This is a genomic window from Pseudomonadota bacterium, from assembly GCA_030860485.1.
In the GTDB taxonomy this organism is placed as follows: domain Bacteria; phylum Pseudomonadota; class Gammaproteobacteria; order JACCXJ01; family JACCXJ01; genus JACCXJ01.
Map to the genome: position 1 here is coordinate 1 of JALZID010000243.1, position 17,804 is coordinate 17,804.

Sequence of the window (17,804 nt, forward strand, 5' to 3'; positions counted from 1 at the left end):
CTCGGCGATGATGAGAGCGCGCAGTTGACCGGGCGGCACGAGAAGGGTATCGACGTCTTCCTCGGCATACCCGTCCACCAGCCCGTGGCGGCCGGAGAGTTGAGCGATCTCACCGCTAAACTCTCCGCGCCCCAGACGCACGACGGGAACCACATGGCCCAGGCCATCACGCTGGCTGATCGCCACGACACCCTTCAACACGACAAACATGCCGGGACCGGGCTCCCCCGCCGCGAACAGGCGGGCACCGCGCCCGTAGCGACGCAGGTTGCCGAACCGGATGATACGCGCGATCTCCGACTCGCTCAGCACCGGAAACATCTGATGGCGCCGGGTGGTCACGATCTCGATCGGTGCATCGCTAGCCATGGTGAGCTCCAGCCTCGGGTCCTGCACGCATTAGACGCTCAAGCGCCCGATTTGCCAACCGGACATGTCCTCCCTGCCCACCCACCACCACGGTTACGGTGGGGGTAGAGGCGCCGCGCCCAGGAAAGGGCTTGGTCAGCGCGTGTAGGTCTAACTAACCCCCTCCCCGCCCCCGTCCGCAAAAAGCACGGACAGGGGAGGGAGTGTCTCGGTGCCGTCCCGGAGGGAGCGCGAGCATGTCTAGGTACTTGAAATTTCGAATCTGTTTGGCTAACTTTCACGAAACCCATGTCTCACTCGCTATTGGCCCGTAGGGCTGGCGGCGACCTGCACCGCTTCGCCCTCGGCATTCGTCGCGTAGCGCGTTGGCCGCTCGAAGCGTGCCGGTTCCACGTTGCGCAGGTATATGGCATCAGGAGTGTGCTCGGACGCGGCTTCTTTCGCTTCGCCGGGAAGCGTAGGGTATTCCACTGCGCCTGTCTGACTGAAAGAGCTGTGCCAGTGTGAGGACGCCCCCAATTTAGTATTTCGCCGAATGGCTACTCCTGATCGGTATGCGACCAGCATGCCGAGAAGGCGGTACCCGACCGAGCCGTTCAAGTAGTCACATTGCAAACTAATTCAGGGGGTTATTGCTCTCTTCCCCAACGCCAAACAGAGGGGCAGATGATCTTGAATGTTGGTTGTTACCACATCAGATCCAGCTGGACACATAGCTGCAAAATAGGCATCCCCGAGAGCCCTGCATCTACCTTTATGAAACGCGCTCGGACCCTTCGAAACCAGTTCCTTCAATGCCTTACGACGCTGCTGGATTTCCGTCTTATTGGCGACCGACGAGTCTAACCTGGTCGGGTGAAGCGCATCGATCATCTTTTTCAAGTAGTTCTTGTTGTCATAGAGGTATGCAGCTGCGGCACAACGTTCAGATTTAATACAATTGAACGAATTCCGAGGTCCTCTCAATTCACCAGAGAGACCGTAGGAAATCGTACCGTCATTGAAACAGCCTAAAAACTGGACCATGCCGACTGCATTGAGGTTGTGCGCCCTTCGCCACAAGCCAGTTACCCTCAACGCTAAACTCTGAAGCAACTCACGCTTCAAATATAGCCGATCGCCGGAAGGATTTACATCAAAAATGCACTTTAACGAGGTGCTAAGAGCCAGAAGCTTAGCTTCCCGCTTGCGTCCTTCCGCCGGGGACCTATTTAGTAATGCTAGCAGCGCCTCAGCATGGTTCGCAGCCGCGGCTATTACATTATGGGAATCACATAGGATTTGCACATGTCCCGCCAGCAATTCTCTCAGCGCGTAATAAGGAGCTTCAGCAGGGCGGTTAGCCGTAATGCATGCTTCGGCTCTCGCCTTGCCTGGCACAGTCTTATCTGCAATGTCGATAATTACTGTGGTATCAAGAAAACTGCCAGCCAACTATTCCCTCCTAGTGATCCGGGACCTGTAAACTTAGGACAACAATGCTTGCCTTTCGTAGTCATCCGAGGCCGATTGGTAAAGCAGTGCAGCAACTAGCTCATCTGCGACCTTGTGTTCTCCTTGCCACCCTTCGTTTGCAAGCTTATCAACCAAATCGCTGGCCTCATTCAAATCTAACATTGGATTCGAGACAAGCGATTGAAGTACATAAACCAGGGCATTTAATGCTGAACGAGAAAGTTCAGCACTCGAAGCAGCTAACGTCGCTCTGCGAACAAACGCAACTACGCCTCCAAGGCTTTCATTAAATTCGGTCAGCGGATAAGCGCTGCCCATCACTGCTGCAATCTGACCGAGGTAAGTCGCAACTGCCTGTAAGTCTGGTTCACCGAATGCTTCAACTGCCAACTGAGCATCTCGCACAGCGTTGTGAACATGTACCGTAGCTTGGCCAGCGCTTAGATTTTCGTCAAAGACGTGGGGATATATTCTTTCAACTGGTAAAGGCGTGGCTTCCTCTTTTCTTGTGTCTTCGTCATCCAAATTAGTGCTGCTAAACGCGCTGCGGCGTCGTAGACGCGGCGCTTCAGACACCGTCGTTTCGGTGATCTCAGTCATTGCCGACGGCAACCGCGCCACACCAGGCTTATTCCACGGAATGATGGTCGCTGTCATGCTTTCCCCTTCAAGACTTTTTCAATATCCCTGCGCAGTATATGTTGATACCCCTTAATCCATTCATCGGCCCGAAACTTCCCCGCATCGACCGAGCCCAATAGCCCTCTGTCAAAATCTATGACTAGCCGAGTCTTTTTCTTCGTGATCGTCGATTCGTCAAAGATTTCAGGATCAAGCTCTGCTTCAACCTTGAGTTCCTCGGCCTTGAGTCTCAATACAGAGAATGAACTTTGGTCCTCAAAGCGAAATGCTATGTCCAGTCCATTCTTCTCAGATTCCAACGGCTGATCAAAAACCTTCGTATTTGGCCATCGTGCGAGGTTCAAAGCGAATAACTCGGCGTTCGCTTCTTTTAAGGATACAAATTCTCTTGAGTACGTTACACGGGTGCTTACTCGGTCAAGAGTACTCAAATCAAGTGTGTCCCGCCATACCTCAAACGTCTCCTTTATCTGTAGCACGTTGTGTTCCTCAAAGACCTTCTCTCCTGAAAGTGTTATCGTTGATCTGGCGATCGCAGTCTGTACAGTTACGCCCTTACCGGCCAACGTTTGATGCTGAGGTTGCCCCTCCCTAAGGGTTAGGCCGGACCATATTTTGCCTAGGCGCCTGCCGATTGCGCCTGCACGGTCCCAAAGTTCGTACGCGTTTGCATACTGAATTTGGAAAATCAGTGTAGTCGGCTTATATGAATCTAGGATCATCGGCAACCTCTGCCATAATCGAGAAATACGCAAGTTTAATGAGAATGATAAGTTGCAGCAGTTTCATGATATTGCATTCGACTTCGCCTTCAAATTCAATGGCCGCTTTCGCCGGAGGCAGCCACATTAAGATCTTTCTAAAACGCCAAGTGTCCGCCACCAGCTTGCTCAGCCGCTCCTGCCCCGCGTGCGTGTAGACTTGCGCGGTGGCGATGCCCTTATGCCCCCAGCAGGGCTTGAATGTCCACGAGCTGGGCGTTGTTCTCAGGGACGCGAGGCCGGTGCCCGTCATGATATCTTAGAGCTGGTTGTTATTGCCAGGCGAAGATCGCGAGGTGGAGTTCGAAGAAACTCTCATCGGGTACGATCGAGACACCCATGCGGTCGATGATTCTCCTGGCGATTTTACCCCCGCAGGAGCTCCTGCGCAACAAGCCGAGCCGTCCTGTAGGGACCCAGATCGATGAGGCGTCTCATGGGGAGCCTGCCCGCCGGCGCCGGTAGTCGCCAAGCTGCAACTGGGCGATGTCTGGTAACCCGCACGCTAGGGCCACCCGCGCGCCCAGAAAGACGCAAACATGACGCGACCGAGTGGCGAGCTTCGCGCTCAGTTCCGTCGCAAATCTCAGAGGGTCGTGTTCAGGCATCAGCTAAGCTCAGAGCTCGTTCGCTCGCCCATCGGCCAAACGCCGGATTGGAGCGCCGAACTGGCGCCAGTCGCGCGGCCGACAGGTCAGAATCAAGACCTGGACGGTCTCCGCCGCCTTGCGCAGGGCGAGTTGCATCCGCTCGAAGCGGTCCTCATCCGCGTAGACAAGCGCATCATCGAGGATGACGGCCGCGGGAAGGCCCTTCTCTCCTAAGTAGACGGCAAAGGCGAGCCGCACGAGAATGGATAGCTGCTCGCGAGTTCCGACGCTCAAAACCTCATAGGGTTCTTCGCGACCGTCGCGCGCGACCCCGGTGATCTCCAGCGTCTCCTCATCGAGTGTGAGCCGCGCGTCGGGCAAGAGAAGTCGAAGGAACGGGTCGACACGCTTGAGAACCGGTTCGAGAAAGGCCTCCTTTGCGTCGCGCTCGGCGCTGACCAGGGTCTCGACCAGAAGGTCCCAGGCCTGCGCATCGGCCCTGAGGCGATCCCTTCTGGCTAAGGCTTGAGCCTCGTGCCCCCGTGCCTCCTCGAGTAGCTCACCGATGCCGTTCTTGCCAAGCGCGGTCAGCCTGTTTTCGAGCCCAATCGCGGCGTCGCGCAGGCGGCGCTGTTCCGCCTCGACGTTGTGTAGCGCGGCGCTGGCCTGTTCTCGTCGCAGTTCGACCTCTTCAGGGTTGGCGGCAGCAATTTGCCGCTCGGTTTCCGCCTTCTGGCGCTCGGCCTTGCTTAGCGCCTCTCGCGCGTTCTTCAACCTGGCTGCAAGATCCGCCTCGGAGATTTCCGCTCGGGTGGCCTCCAGATCTCCCCTCGCGCTACGCACCACCTGTTCGGCTGATTCCATTGCCTGCTGAGCGATCGCGAGATCGGTGGCGTGCGCCCACCGCTCCTCCCGCACTTTGTCGCGCGCGTTCCTCGCAGTCTCCTCTGCGGCCTTGGCGGAAACCAGCGCACGTGTCTCAGTATCAGGGTCCGCAATATCCCCTGCCGGGGACAGGTCGAGCGTTTTGTCGAGCTGCTTCCGCTCAGCGCACTTGTCGCCGTGTGCGGCCTTCAATCCGTCCAGACCTTCCGGTGCGTACGCCGCGATCAGCCGCTTCGCTTCGTTAATGAGGGTCTCGGCTTCGGTGCGTTCGGCAAGCTTGGCCTTTGCCTCATCGAGATCTGCGACCTCCGCGGCGGCAAACGCCTTTGCGAGCGCTTTCTCGGGCTCCTTGAGTCCCAATCGGCGGTCTGCGAGATCCGAGGCACCGGGCTCGACATCGACCGTGCCGAAACCTTCCAGCGCAAAGCGTGTGGCCTCGGTCACTTGCATAGTCTCTTCGGCGGGCACCTCTTGGTCGCCTTTCCTGATTGCCTGACTGCCTGACGGCATGAAGCGCACGCGGGTCGCAACGGCCCCGAGCGTCACCCGCGCCTCGCGGACAGCGCCTTCCAGACCCTGCAAGCGCTCGTAGGCCGTTCGGTCAATCTTGATGCCCACCAGGCATTGCTGCGCCGCTGCCCGTTGGGCCACTAGCTCGTTCGCCTTTGCAAGCCGTTGATCGATCTCCGCGATTTCCTTGTCGAGCGCCTCCATCCGAGCTAGAGTCTGGGAAAGGGTCACGGACGCCTCTGCGGCGCTCCTGTTTTCGGTCGCGGTCGCTAGGTCCGCTGTGGCCGCTTCGTGCCTCCCAACGACGCCTTGAGTTTCCGCTTCGAGCTTGGCCAGAACCGTCTGGGCCGCTTCCACTGCCCGCTCCTGGTTTGAAACAGACTCGATCAGCGCTTGGCGGCGCATCCATCGGTCGCTCAGGTTCTCCAACTGGGCCCGAGCTAGAGCAACTGTCTGCGAAGCCGCCTCATCCTGCTGGCGCAGGCCCTCGATCAACGTGGCTTGCTGCTGCGCCTCGGTGAGTGCTTGCTGCACCTTTTCCAGGTCACGATCAGTTTCGATCCGCGCTAGCTCGCGACGGACCCGCGCCAGCTCGGCGATCTCCTGGTCGTACTCTTCGCGCTCGGCTTCGAGCTTGCCGACAAGTGCCGTGGCCTTCACAGCCTCGTTAATCGCGGTGGTAAGCTCGCCTCGGGGCTTGCCCGTCGCAGTAAGCAGGGCATCGCGTTTTGCCCTTGCTGCCTCCAGCAGCCTGCGCCCGCGGGCTCCGCCGAGAACGTCGCCAACCTCTTCCTCCAGCGACGCGCGTAAAGTCGAGCGTCCTGCCTCTCCAAGCCCAAGCCCCTCCAACCCACGACCCTGCTCCAGCCAGAACAGACCCAGCACCCCCCTGTCGTCGGGCTTGGACTCGCCGCGCTGCGGTACTCGGAATGTCAGTAGCTCAGCCAGCCGCTCTTCAGCAGCCGGCCCCTCGAACGTCCCGTTCGGTGTGGTCAGCCGGGCCGATGGCTTTTGAGCGAAGCCCTTAATGATCGTATAGTTCTCCCCGTCAATCTCGAAGGCGAGCTGGATCTCCGGCCGCACCGCGGAACCGAAGGGCTGCATCACCTCGACCGCCCTGCCGGTCAGGGTGTGGCGTTCGAAGAGACCGGCACGGATGGCGTCGAGGAGCGTGCTCTTGCCCTCTTCGTTGTCACCGGCGATCACCGTGACACCGTCGCCGAGCTCCTCGATCACCACCGGCGTGACGAGCTTGCGAAAGTTGCGCACCGCGATGCGCCGGATGTACATGTCTTACCCGCCGCTTCGGTGATGCAGGCCGTAGAGCAGAACGAGCGAGCGCCGCGCCACCTCTGCCTCCGGTCCTTGCAGCTTCTCACGCAGCCGATCCATCGCGACCCGGACAAAGCCGGCCGTGTCGATCGCATCGAGATCATCCTCGGTCGGCTCCACAATCAGTCTGGCGTTGCTTTCCTCCAGGTACGGCACGCGTGCTCTAAGATCTCCAAGCACCTCGTCCACGGCCGCCCGGGTAGCGAGGTCGATAGTTCCCTGCAGATCGAGGCGAAGGACCAGACGTTGCAGGTCTCCCTCCGTGCCACCGAGCGCGCCGCGGATATCTTCGGCGCCGCCGGGGGCGATATCGATGTTCCGCTGCATCCACCGGTAAGTGGCGACCGCGATCGGCTCGACGACCGGCACAGCTCCGGGGCTTTCGATCGTGACGTCGAGTACGTAGCCCGGATCATTCGCCCGAAAGCGATCCGGCTCGGGCGTGCCCGAATACCATGCCCGCTCTGAAACTTGTAATCGGCCATGCCAATCACCGAGCGCCAGATAATCGAGCCGAGCCCTATCCGCGCGGTTGAGGGCGATGGGATTGGAGGCCTCACTAGCTGCCGGAAGGAATTCCCGCACAGAGCCGTGGGCAAGCCCAATGCGGATCAGGCCTTCTTTGGTCGCCGCCGTGTCGAACCAGTCGGTGAGGTCTGCAGTATCACGCCGGCGTCGTAGTGGCGCCGGTAGGACCATCGCCTTGCTGCCGATGGCGATCGGCTCGGGCCGATCTGCGATGATCAGGTTTGTGGGCAGACAGAGGCGCTTCAGCCTGCTCCAGGGCGACTCCGCGATTGCGGGGTCGTGGTTGCCCGGCAACAATACCCAGGTTCCGTCAAACGGCTCCAGCGCCACCTTGAATCGCCGCAGGGTTTCATCAGCAACTGCGATATCATCGAAGCAATCGCCCGCGACGAGCACCACATCTACAGCGATATCCCGAGCGAGCGATGCGATACGCTTAAGCGTCTCAAGGCGCTCGGCGCGCAAGGCCGCGGCAATATCGGAAGGAAACTGGCCAAAGCCCTTCCCGATCTGAAGATCAGCCGTATGCAGAAAGCGGATGCCCATAGAATAGCCATGCCACAGACGGCCTCTCTAAAACGGGCTCATGTACCCGCCACCGACTTGCTCAGCCCCTGGCCCGCGTGCGTGTAGATCTGTGGTGGCGATGCCCTCACGCCCCGGCAGGGCTTGAATGTCCACGAGCTGGGCGTTGTTCTCAGGGACGCGAGCCCAATGCCCGTCAAGATGTCCCAGAGCGGGTTATATACCTCCAAGCCGAAGATCGCGAGGTGGAGCTCGAAGAAAGGCTCATCGGTTACGATCGAGACACCCAGCGATTGATGATTCTCCCGGCGACGTTTTATCCCATCAGGAGGTCCTGCGCAACAAGCCGGGGCCATCCTGTAGGGACCCAGACCGATGAGGCATCTCATGGCGAGCCCTGCCCGCTAGCGCCGGTAGTCCCCGAGCGCTCGAAGGAGATCGGCGAGGCCGCGTACACCACCGGCGTCACGCGACCTTGACGGTCGATGCGGATAAAGGCGTTGGGCGCGAAGGTGTTCGCCGTGGGAGTGCCGGCAGCCTCGGCATTACGCATCAGCACGGGTAGGCTGAAGCTCAACAGCAGCCCGCCGCCGGCGGCCGCTGGCTTTCAGAAAAGCCCCTCGTGAGATACCGCCCTTGGATATGGAATCAGCACCAGTCAGCGGGTATCCTGCCACGGACGAGTATAGTATCGTCGTCCTCTGTCCCCTCCCGCGCAAGGAACATGACGGAATATCGCCCCGCGAAACCCCTCCTCATCGCCCATCGCGGGGCGAGCGGTTATCTCCCCGAGCACACGCTCGCGGCCTATAGGATGGCCATCGAGCAGGGCGCCGATTTCATCGAGCCGGACCTCGTCAGCACGGCCGACGGCGTGCTCATCGCGCGTCACGAGAACGAGATCGGCGGCACCACGGATGTCGCTTCCCGTCCGGAATTCGCCGCTCGCCGGACCGTCAGGCACATCGACGGCGAGCCCGTGACCGGCTGGTTCGCCGAAGACTTCACCCTCGCCGAGATCAAGACGCTGCGGGCGAAAGAGCGCCTTCCCGGGATCCGGCCCCACAACGCCCGCTTCGACGGGCGGTTCGAGGTCCCGAGTTTCGAGGAGGTCCTGAACCTCGTCCTGGCCATGAACGAACGCCGGGCCCGTGACGCCCTGATGCTCGGCCGGCCGCGACCGAGTCCCATCGGTCTGTATCCCGAGACCAAACACCCGAGCTACTTCCGCGACCTAGGGCTCCCGCTCGAGGCGCGGCTCATCGACGGCCTGGAGCGCCACGGATACGGTCGGCCGGATGCCCCGGTGTTCATCCAGTCCTTCGAGGTCGCCAATCTCAAGGCGCTATCCCGGATGACGGCGCTGCCGCTCGTGCAGCTCATCGAGGCGGAGGGCAAACCCTATGATTTCGTGCTCTGCGGCGATCCGCGCCGCTACGCCGATCTTCTGGTTCCGACGGGCCTCGCCGAGATCGCGACCTATGCGCGGGCCATCGGCCCGAGCAAGGACGTGCTCATCCCCCGCGCAGAGGACGGCTCTCTGGGGCAGCCGACCACGCTCGTCGCCGACGCCCACGCCGCGGGGCTCCTGGTACACGCCTGGACCTTTCGTGCCGAGAACGCCTTCCTCCCCGCCGCATCGCGCACCGGGACCGATCCGGCGGCGCTCGGGGATCTCGACAGCGAGCTTTCGGCCTTCCTCGATCTCGGCATCGATGGTGTCTTCACCGATCACCCGCGGATCGCCGTGCGCACGATGCGACGGGCAGTGGTGACAAATCCCGGCTAACTGGTTTGGAACCCGGATCCCGACCTTTCCTGTCCGCAGGGAAACGGGTGTACCCATCAAGCCATGTCGACGGGCTACTCGGGTATCCTTCCCCCTCATGAGGAACCGCCGATGAACCCAGAGCAGATCCGCTCGAAGTGCCGGCTCGCCGTGTGTGCCCTAAGCTGGGCGACCAGGTACAGGGATGGCCCCAGGCCCAGGACCATGAGCACGGTCGCGAGCCAATAGACATGGCGGTTACCCATCCTTGGGGGCCTGGGCGCATTTGGGAGCGACGGTGTAGCGGCGCGCCGGGTCCACGAGCAACTGTTTCTTCATGAACATCCGCCCGATCAACATCGGGTAGATGAAACCGCTGCGGTTCACCAGGTTGACCTGGACCTCCCGGTAAAGGTCCCCGACGCACACCCCCAGCTTGACGACCGGCCGCCGCTGGCGCTTGCCGAAGTGGCGCTGGATCTTGGTCTCGCGCACCAAGGGGCGTTCCAGGGCCAGGCCGTGCGCATCGCGGTTCACGATCCGGAAGCGCACCCACGGGGTGCCCTTGCGCTCGAAGGTCTCGATGTCGCGGGCGTCGATCGAAGCGGTCTTGGTGCCGGTGTCGAGCTTGGCCTCCAGGATGATCTCGCCGGGGTAGATCTTGACCCGCTCGACCCAGCCGACCACCGGCATCGTCAGCCCTGACTGCGGCACGAAGAGGGCGCAGAGGAGCAGGGCGAGAGACATCGAAGGGCGGGGAAGCGTCGGCATAAAGCGGGCGATTTTAGTCTCGGTGGCCAGGCAGCTCTAGCCGCAGAGCGCCGCGCCCCGCAGGCGGACGGCCGCCCGGGCTGCGTCCACCAGGGCGATGAGGGGAGGGGGAAAGGGGGCATAACCCCACAACGCCGTGGACTGCGTGACCGAGGGCAGATCGTCCGCCATCCTCGCAGCGTTATCCGATGCAAATCAACGTCTTCTGCGCCGCATCCCTTAATCCTTACCGCAACTTCCACCGCCGCCTGTTCGCCGAGGACACCACCGATGCCAAGGGCAAAGTAAGCAGAGCTACCCCCAACGGCTGGTCAAGACGCCCTTGGAGAACCTGGCCTCGCTGCCCGATGCCAACACCTTGCCTCAAAGCCCGGCAGCACCCTGGCCGGCCTCCAGGCCGAGGCCAGCCGACTGACCCGGCAACCAGGCCGTCCAGCAGCTCAACGAAGCCAGGGGGGCGCCCGTTTCAATCCATCCATCGCCGATCCGAGCGCGTTGCCTGATGCCTCAGCTCCTCCCTTCGTTCAGACTCAAACCTCTATTGGAATTGACTTCGGTCTGTTAAAGTATGTGAAGCGCCTTGCTATGAGCGAATAGGAGGGTGCCAGGACGCCGGAAGGTGATATTGAAATATCCGATAGGAGAACAAAGATGAGATATATACCGTTAGTGGCACTCCTGCTATACCAAGCAATCGCGATAGGAGCTGAGGAGCTCCCGGCATTGAAAGCCCAGGTGACTCCGTACAACGCACCACCAATCATTTTAGCCCAACAGGAAGACGATGAAGGAACAGGTGCCGAGGCAGAGTGCGACGAGAACACGTCGGAAGCCGAATGCGCAGCGGCACCGGATTGTGCATGGACCGACGACGAGTGTGTCGATGTCGTCGATGACGAAGACGAATAGGCCCTAAGGTTGCAAAATCCCCTTGCGCTCCCCTTTTCAACAAAAGGGGAGCCGTGGGGGGGTCCGCGATGGGCCTGGATTTCAACTGAGGTCTCTCAGGGATCTCTTCCTCAAATCCCAGCTCCTTCCGGTCGAGGGGGTCAAGAAGCGCGATGGGTGACCGTGCAGGGCACACCCTGCGGCCGCGCCCGGATCCGGACACCGCGTGCCCCGTGCCGGCACCGGCGAGGCGTCGATCCGGAGTGTCATCCCGGTAGCCCAAGCGGTCGCTAACGCCGGTGTCCGAGCGGTGGGCCTGATTGGAGGGGAATGACCGATGTGCGGCATCGTCGGTGGCGTAGCACAGCGCGACGTCACACCGATCCTCGTCGAGGGTCTGAAACGGCTCGAGTACCGAGGCTACGACTCGGCCGGGGTAGCGATCGTTGACGGCCGGAGCCGCCTGGAGCGGCTGCGGGTGCTCGGCAAGGTCGGCGTGCTCGAAGCGGCGCTTGCAGAGCATACGCTTTCCGGCACCACCGGCATCGCGCATACGCGCTGGGCGACGCACGGGGAACCGAGCACCCGCAACGCCCACCCCCACGTATCGCACGACGCTGTGGCGCTGGTCCATAACGGGATCATCGAGAATCACGCGGCGCTGCGTGCGCGCCAGAGGACGCTCGGCTACGAGCTCACCTCCGAGACCGACACCGAGGTCGCCGTCCACCAAATCCATTTCCATCTCCAAAAGGGCAAGGACCTCTTGCGCGCCGTCCTGGATGCCCGGGCCGAGCTCGAAGGGGCCTATGCGCTCGGCGTCATCAGCACCCAGGAGCCCGGCCGCCTGGTGGCCGCGCGGCGCGGCAGCCCGCTCGTCATCGGCATCGGGATCGGCGAGCACTTCATCGCCTCCGACGTCTTCGCGCTCCTGCCGGTGACGCAGCGTTTCATCCATCTGGAAGAGGGCGATGTCGCCGATCTCCGCCGGGAGTCGGTCGAGATCTACGACCTCCATGGACAGCGCGTCGAACGCCCGGTATCGATCTCGAGCCTGTCCGCGGACGCGGCGGACAAGGCCGGCTACCGGCATTACATGCAGAAGGAGATCTTCACCCAGGCGCGGGCCGTGGCCGACACCCTGGAGGGTCGTGTGCTCGCCGGGCGCGTCGTCGAGGACGCCTTCGGATTTGCCGCGCCCGGCGTGTTCGATCGGGTGCGGGCCATCCAGATCGTGGCGTGTGGGACGAGCTACCATGCCGGACTCGTGGCGCGCTACTGGATGGAGGCGGTGGCCGGCGTCCCGTGCAGCGTCGAGGTGGCCAGTGAGTTTCGCTACCGCCGGCAGGTGGTCCTGCCCGGGACGCTGATCGTGGCGATCTCCCAGTCGGGCGAGACCGCCGATACGCTCGCGGCATTGCGCGAGGCCAGAACCCTGGGCTACGCCGCGACGCTCGCCATCTGCAACGTGCCGGAGAGCTCGCTGACGCGCGAGGCGGACCTGGTGTTCCTGACCCGCGCCGGTCCCGAGATCGGAGTGGCCTCGACCAAGGCCTTCACGACCCAGCTCACGGCCCTCTTGATGCTGGTGATCGCGCTCGGTCGGCGACGCGGAATCGACAGAGACGCCGAGAGCTCGCTGGTGGCGAAGCTCGAAAGCGTACCGGGGCTGCTCGGTCAGATCCTGGAGTCGGACGAGCGGATCCGGCACCTCGCGGAGCGGTTTGCGGACAAGCATCACACCCTGTACCTCGGGCGTGGCGCCTTGTACCCGGTAGCCATGGAGGGGGCCTTGAAGCTCAAGGAGATCTCCTATATCCATGCCGAGGCCTACCCGGCCGGGGAGCTCAAGCACGGCCCGCTGGCGCTCGTGGATGAGGACATGCCCGTCATCGCCGTGGCGCCCAACAATGCGCTCCTGGAAAAGCTCATGTCCAACCTCGAAGAGGTGCGGGCGCGCGGCGGCAGGCTCTTCGTCTTCGCCGATCCGAGCGTCGAGATCAAGGCCTCGCCCGGCGTCGAGGTCGTCGAGGTGCCTCCCGTCGGGGACCTGATCGCCCCTATCCTCTATACTGTGCCCTTGCAGCTTCTGGCCTACCACGTGGCCGTGCTCAAAGGGGCGGATGTGGATCAGCCGCGCAACCTTGCGAAGTCGGTCACCGTCGAGTAGATCACCGAAGGGCCACCGGAGCCTCAATGCCGTCCAACGTCGAAAGCATGCAACTCGATAAATATCGCGTCCTGGTCGTCGATGACGACCGGGACATGGTGACGCTCCTCTGCACCTGGCTCGCGGAGGCCGGCTTCTATGTGGATAGCGCCCCGTCCGGCGTGGATGCCTTACAGCGCATCGACATCACGCGCCCCGACATCGTGGTGACGGATCTGGTGATGCGGGGCATGGACGGGATGACGCTCCTGACCGAGATCCACCGGCACAATCCGCTCATGCCCGTGATCATGCTGAGCGGCCAGGCCCAGGTCCGGGATGCCGTTAAGGCCATGCACCTCGGGATCTCCGAGTTCCTGATCAAACCGCTCGAACGGGCCGAGTTGGTCGATCAGATCTGCAAGACCCTGCGCATCGCCTCCGGTGCCGAGACGACACAAGGACCCGGGTTCGGCAAGGGGCTCATCTATCGGAGCCCCAAGATGGCCGAGGTGATCGATCAAGCCAGGCTGGTCGCCGATACCGACATCACCATCTTCATCAACGGCAGCACCGGGACCGGCAAAGAGGTCCTGGCCAAGGCCATCCATGAGGCGAGCCCGAGGCGCGACAAACCCTTCATCGGGGTGAACTGTGCGGCCATCCCCGAACAGCTCCTGGAGTCGGAGCTCTTCGGGCATGAGAAAGGCTCGTTCACCGGCGCGGCCACCCGGCATGAGGGGCTCTTCCAGGCCGGGAACGGCGGCACCCTGTTCCTCGATGAGGTCGGCGATATGCCGCTCGGGCTGCAAGTGAAGCTTCTGCGGGTGTTGCAAGACTTCGAGGTGCGGCCCATCGGATCGACGCGCAGCGTGCCGGTCAATGTCCGCATCATCTCGGCCACCAACAACGACCTCGAAGGGGCCGTCAAGGGAGGCCGTTTCCGGCAAGACCTGTACTACCGGCTCCATGTCGTGCCGCTCTATCTCCCGGCGCTCGCGGAGCGCCGGGAAGACATCCGGGTGCTGCTCGACCACTTCCTGGAGCGCCTGGCAAAGCGTCAGAGACTCAAGGCCAAGCGCTTTGCGCCGGAGGCACTGGAATATCTGACCGCCGCGCCGTGGCCGGGGAACGTGCGCCAGCTCATCAACGTCGTCGAGCTGTGCGCGACCTTGTCCAAGGGCGATATCATCCCACTCGGTATGGCGCAGAGGGCCCTGCGCGATCAGCCGGCCGAGCTGAAGTCCCTGCGCGATGCGAAGCATGCCTTCGAGAGGAATTATCTCCTCTCCGTCCTGCGGATCACGAGCGGACAGGTGGCCTCGGCCGCACGCATCGCCGGGCGCAATCGCACCGAGTTCTACAAGCTCCTCAAGCAACACCGCATCGATCCGGCGGAGTTTCGCAAGGGCGGTGTCGAAGATCCCGGTGACGTCGAGGAGGAATCGCCCGATGGAGCACCCGGTGACGCATCGGATGAAACATCGGAGGGAGCGGCGGATTGATCGCGGTCCCGTTCCGCGGAGCGGCCGCCTCGCGGGCGTATCGGTGCACCGGCATCGCCCCGAGCGCGTAACTGGATCTCGGCTAGAGTCAGACCCTACGTCGGAGCCCTCCGGAGACCCTGCTAGCGATGGAGCGAGCCGACGCCGTCGATCCCCACAGGATCATCGCACGGATCGATGCGGATCTGATCGACCTCGTGCCAGGGTATATCGAGAACCGGCGCAAGGACGTGCTGGCGATCCTGGGCGCACTCGGGCGCGGCGATATGGAATGCGTCTGGATCATCGGCCACAGCATGAAGGGATCGGGCGGCGGGTACGGCTTTCACACCGTGAGCGAGGTGGGGGCGGCGTTGGAGCAGGCGGCCAGGGTTTCGGATGGCGATGCCGTCAGCAGAGCGCTCGCGCGCTTGCAGGACTACCTCGCGCGGGTCGAGGTCGTCTGCGAACCCGACCCTGAATAACCAGCGGGCGAATCGCCGCCGGATCTATCGCCATAGGGTCGCCGCCAGCGTGGTCTCCCGCGACGTCACCTCCCAGAGTCTGACCTACGCCGTCGCTATCGGCTTCGGACTGTCGTTCTCGGTCTTCCTGCTGTTTCTCGCCTGGCAGAACGCCTTGGAGACGGAGAAAAAGGAATTCGCCTTCGAATCGGTGCTGCTGCGGGAGGCCGTGACGGTCGGGGTGACCGCGGCCGACGATGTCACCGGCAGCCTGGCGTCGTTGCTGTCCTCCATCGGCTCATCCAATCGAGAGTCGTTTCGTGTCTTCGTCGATGCCTTGTTCAAGAGGCACCCATATATAAAATCGATATCCTATTATCCTTCGCTCGCGGCGCTCGGGGTCCCGAATGGAAAAACCGTCACCGGCGCGGCCCCGGATTTTCTCGCCCCGATGCATATCGCACGCGAGGGCCGGCAGCGGGCACCGGTGGAGATCGAACTCGTTTCCGATCCCCGCGCCTTCGATGCCGTGCAGGCCGCGCTCGATTCGGGCCATGCCGTTCCGAGCCGTCCGTCCTCGGCGAAAGCCGATCTGGCCGGATACGTGTTGCTGAAAACGGTGTCGTTACACGCATCGCCGATCTCCCCGTCGAGCGATCCCCGGGATCGGGGCGATCCCCGGGTCGGGCTCCTGGTAGTCACCATTGCGGCCGACCACCTGTTCCGGCAGGCGTCCCTGGACAGCGACCTGCGTGTATCTTTATATACGGAGTCGCAAGGGATCAACGGCCGCCAAGCGGTGTTCTCGAAACGCCCGAACATCCAGGGCGGGCCGCCGGACTGGGAGATCGCGATGCTGTCCGAGGAGACCTCGACGCAGTTTCCCCATTATTCGACCAAGATGATCGTGGAGAGACCCGTGTATTGGGGGGACCTCGACAAGGGTTTGATCTACACGGCGGCGGTCCTGGGCGTGGGCATGAGCCTGTTGCTCGCGGCCCTCGCCCGGGCCAAGGAGGTCCAGGCCCGGGATCTCGGGGAACGCACCCGCGAGATCGAGCGCCAGGTGCAGCGCCAGACCAAGGAGCTGGCGGTGACTCGTGACCAGGCCGTCGAGGCGTCACGGGTCAAGTCGGAGTTCCTGGCCAGCATGAGCCACGAGATCCGGACGCCGCTCAACGCCATCATCGGGATGGCGGAGCTCCTGAACGATACCAAGCTGTCGCAGGTGCAGCGCAAATATGTCGGGATCTTCAAGAAGGCGGGCGAGGCATTGCGGAGCCTCGTGAACGACATCCTGGATTTCTCCAAGATCGAGGCCGGGCAACTGGAGCTCGAGGATACGTCCTTCAATCTGCGCGAGCTCATCGAGGGGGCCGTGGACATCTACGCGTTACGCGCCGACGAGAAGGGCATCGAGCTCTTGTCCCACGTGGCCCCCGATGTCCCGGTCCAGGTGAGCGGCGACCCCGGGCGGCTTCGCCAGGTGGTCCTGAACCTCCTCGGCAATGCCATCAAGTTCACCGAGGCGGGCGAGATCGTGGTGAGTTTGTCCTGTGATCCGGGCAAACCGGAACGCATCCTGTGTTCCGTCCGGGACACCGGGATCGGCATCCCGAAGGACAAGCTCGATATGATCTTCGGCAGCTTTTCGCAGTTGGATTCTTCGACCACCCGCAAGTACGGCGGCACCGGCCTCGGGCTCGCGATCTCCAAGCGCCTGGTGGCGCTCATGGACGGGTGGATGAAGGTCGACAGCCAGCTCGGTCGCGGCAGCACTTTTTCGTTTTCGATCAAGCTCGGGCGCGCGCCGCAGCCGGAACCCAGGGGGCCAGGTCTCGAGGTCGATGTCACCGGCAAGCGCATCCTGGTCATCGACGACAACGCCACTAACCGGCTGATCCTGCGAGAGATGTTGAAGGGCCACGGGGCGCTCGTCAGCGAGGCGGTGGACGGGCCCGCGGCGCTCGAGGCATTTCGCCATGCGCGGGCCAAGGGAGCGACCTTCCGGCTGGTGATCACCGACTGCCGGATGCCGGGCATGGACGGTTTTCAGGTCGCCGAGGCGATCCGCGCCGCGGGCGGCGAGGTCGACACCGTGCTCATGCTGACCTCATCGAACCTGACTGACGACATGGTCAAGGCCCAGGCGATCGGCATGGGCGCCTACCTCGTCAAACCGGTCAAGTCCGCGGAGCTGATGCGGGCCGTGAACCAGGCCTTGTTGGCACGGCCCTGGGCCGAGCACGAACCATGGGACAAGACCGGCGAGCACACGCGCCCCCACCAGTTATCGCCCATCCTCCTGGTCGAGGACAACGAGGACAACCGCCTCCTGGTCCGGGCTTATCTGAAACGGGTGCCGTACGAGATCGATGAGGCCGAGAACGGCGAGATCGCGGTCGCCAAGTTCAAGGAGCGACGTTACAGCCTGGTGCTCATGGACGTCCAGATGCCGATCATGGACGGTCACGCGGCCACACGCGCGATCCGCCGCTGGGAGAACGAAGAGGGCAGGCTGGCGACCCCGATCATCGCGCTCACCGCACACGCCATCAAGGAAGAGATGGACAAGAGCAAGGCCGCCGGTTGCACCACCCACCTCACCAAGCCCATCCAGAAGGACACGCTGCTCCTAGCGCTCGAGCCGTATCTCCTGCTCAGGTGATCGGGAACGGTGGGA

The 17,804-nt window shown here is 62.4% G+C and carries 16 protein-coding genes; 6 read left to right on the forward strand and 10 right to left on the reverse strand.

Annotated features, from left to right (window positions below):
* The 8 genes from M3461_15025 to M3461_15060 form a co-directional block, all read right to left on the reverse strand.
* Positions 1 to 369, reverse strand: a 369-nt coding sequence (locus M3461_15025; GenBank protein MDQ3775560.1) for a cyclic nucleotide-binding domain-containing protein, incomplete at its 3' end; no start/stop codon positions are given.
* 621 nt (positions 370 to 990) lie between these two features.
* Complete coding sequence (locus M3461_15030) at positions 991 to 1,803, reverse strand: hypothetical protein (protein MDQ3775561.1); 813 nt, start codon at positions 1,801 to 1,803, stop codon at positions 991 to 993.
* 33 nt (positions 1,804 to 1,836) lie between these two features.
* Positions 1,837 to 2,481 (reverse strand): hypothetical protein, encoded by a 645-nt coding sequence (locus M3461_15035; protein ID MDQ3775562.1) that lies wholly within the window; start codon positions 2,479 to 2,481, stop codon positions 1,837 to 1,839.
* Positions 2,478 to 3,188 (reverse strand): hypothetical protein, encoded by a 711-nt coding sequence (locus M3461_15040; GenBank protein ID MDQ3775563.1) that lies wholly within the window; start codon positions 3,186 to 3,188, stop codon positions 2,478 to 2,480. The genes M3461_15035 and M3461_15040 overlap by 4 nt, the downstream gene beginning before the upstream one ends.
* Positions 3,169 to 3,480, reverse strand: a complete 312-nt coding sequence (locus tag M3461_15045) for a hypothetical protein (protein MDQ3775564.1) — start codon at positions 3,478 to 3,480, stop codon at positions 3,169 to 3,171. Before M3461_15045 ends, M3461_15040 begins: the two co-directional genes overlap by 20 nt.
* A gap of 364 nt (positions 3,481 to 3,844) precedes the next feature.
* Positions 3,845 to 6,502, reverse strand: a complete 2,658-nt coding sequence (locus M3461_15050; GenBank protein MDQ3775565.1) for an AAA family ATPase — start codon at positions 6,500 to 6,502, stop codon at positions 3,845 to 3,847.
* Between the two features lie 3 nt (positions 6,503 to 6,505).
* Positions 6,506 to 7,618 carry a DNA repair exonuclease gene (locus M3461_15055; GenBank protein ID MDQ3775566.1) on the reverse strand — a complete coding sequence of 371 codons (1,113 nt, stop codon included), beginning with the start codon at positions 7,616 to 7,618 and terminating at the stop codon, positions 6,506 to 6,508.
* Positions 7,619 to 7,982: 364 nt separating this feature from the next.
* A complete protein-coding gene (locus M3461_15060; protein ID MDQ3775567.1) occupies positions 7,983 to 8,174 on the reverse strand; it encodes a hypothetical protein in 192 nt (63 codons plus the stop codon).
* A gap of 147 nt (positions 8,175 to 8,321) precedes the next feature.
* On the opposite strand from M3461_15060, the gene M3461_15065 reads away from it, so the two are divergent.
* Positions 8,322 to 9,386, forward strand: coding sequence for a glycerophosphodiester phosphodiesterase (locus M3461_15065; protein ID MDQ3775568.1), 1,065 nt, complete (start codon positions 8,322 to 8,324; stop codon positions 9,384 to 9,386).
* A 95-nt stretch (positions 9,387 to 9,481) separates the two neighbouring features.
* Here the strand turns inward: M3461_15065 and M3461_15070 are convergent, their stop codons facing one another.
* Both M3461_15070 and M3461_15075 read right to left on the reverse strand, forming a co-directional pair.
* Entirely contained in the window at positions 9,482 to 9,631 is a 150-nt protein-coding gene (locus M3461_15070; GenBank protein MDQ3775569.1) for a hypothetical protein, read from the reverse strand.
* The gene (locus M3461_15075; GenBank protein ID MDQ3775570.1) at positions 9,624 to 10,136 is read right to left on the reverse strand and encodes a RimK/LysX family protein; all 513 of its coding nucleotides are present in this window, start codon (positions 10,134 to 10,136) and stop codon (positions 9,624 to 9,626) included. Before M3461_15075 ends, M3461_15070 begins: the two co-directional genes overlap by 8 nt.
* A gap of 723 nt (positions 10,137 to 10,859) precedes the next feature.
* On the opposite strand from M3461_15075, the gene M3461_15080 reads away from it, so the two are divergent.
* The 5 genes from M3461_15080 to M3461_15100 all read left to right on the forward strand — a co-directional run bounded on the left by M3461_15080 (position 10,860) and on the right by M3461_15100 (position 17,789).
* Positions 10,860 to 11,045, forward strand: a complete 186-nt coding sequence (locus tag M3461_15080) for a hypothetical protein (GenBank protein MDQ3775571.1) — start codon at positions 10,860 to 10,862, stop codon at positions 11,043 to 11,045.
* A gap of 316 nt (positions 11,046 to 11,361) precedes the next feature.
* Positions 11,362 to 13,194: a glutamine--fructose-6-phosphate transaminase (isomerizing) gene (glmS, locus tag M3461_15085; protein MDQ3775572.1), complete on the forward strand. Its 1,833-nt coding sequence runs from the start codon at positions 11,362 to 11,364 to the stop codon at positions 13,192 to 13,194.
* Positions 13,195 to 13,241: 47 nt separating this feature from the next.
* Entirely contained in the window at positions 13,242 to 14,678 is a 1,437-nt protein-coding gene (locus M3461_15090; protein MDQ3775573.1) for a sigma-54 dependent transcriptional regulator, read from the forward strand.
* A gap of 128 nt (positions 14,679 to 14,806) precedes the next feature.
* Complete coding sequence (locus tag M3461_15095; protein MDQ3775574.1) at positions 14,807 to 15,142, forward strand: Hpt domain-containing protein; 336 nt, start codon at positions 14,807 to 14,809, stop codon at positions 15,140 to 15,142.
* Positions 15,143 to 15,191: 49 nt separating this feature from the next.
* Positions 15,192 to 17,789 (forward strand): response regulator, encoded by a 2,598-nt coding sequence (locus M3461_15100; GenBank protein MDQ3775575.1) that lies wholly within the window; start codon positions 15,192 to 15,194, stop codon positions 17,787 to 17,789.
* Positions 17,790 to 17,804 lie beyond the last annotated feature (15 nt).

What these genes read in the sequence shown, in the direction of transcription:
- M3461_15065 (MDQ3775568.1), top strand. Translation starts at nt 8,322, where the DNA reads ATGACGGAATATCGCCCCGCGAAACCCCTCCTCATCGCCCATCGCGGG.
- M3461_15055 (MDQ3775566.1), bottom strand. Translation starts at nt 7,618, where the DNA reads ATGGGCATCCGCTTTCTGCATACGGCTGATCTTCAGATCGGGAAGGGC.
- glmS (MDQ3775572.1), top strand. Translation starts at nt 11,362, where the DNA reads ATGTGCGGCATCGTCGGTGGCGTAGCACAGCGCGACGTCACACCGATC.
- M3461_15050 (MDQ3775565.1), bottom strand. Translation starts at nt 6,502, where the DNA reads ATGTACATCCGGCGCATCGCGGTGCGCAACTTTCGCAAGCTCGTCACG.
- M3461_15070 (MDQ3775569.1), bottom strand. Translation starts at nt 9,631, where the DNA reads ATGGGTAACCGCCATGTCTATTGGCTCGCGACCGTGCTCATGGTCCTG.
- M3461_15040 (MDQ3775563.1), bottom strand. Translation starts at nt 3,188, where the DNA reads ATGATCCTAGATTCATATAAGCCGACTACACTGATTTTCCAAATTCAG.
- M3461_15090 (MDQ3775573.1), top strand. Translation starts at nt 13,242, where the DNA reads ATGCAACTCGATAAATATCGCGTCCTGGTCGTCGATGACGACCGGGAC.
- M3461_15095 (MDQ3775574.1), top strand. Translation starts at nt 14,807, where the DNA reads ATGGAGCGAGCCGACGCCGTCGATCCCCACAGGATCATCGCACGGATC.
- M3461_15045 (MDQ3775564.1), bottom strand. Translation starts at nt 3,480, where the DNA reads ATGACGGGCACCGGCCTCGCGTCCCTGAGAACAACGCCCAGCTCGTGG.
- M3461_15075 (MDQ3775570.1), bottom strand. Translation starts at nt 10,136, where the DNA reads ATGCCGACGCTTCCCCGCCCTTCGATGTCTCTCGCCCTGCTCCTCTGC.
- M3461_15035 (MDQ3775562.1), bottom strand. Translation starts at nt 2,481, where the DNA reads ATGACAGCGACCATCATTCCGTGGAATAAGCCTGGTGTGGCGCGGTTG.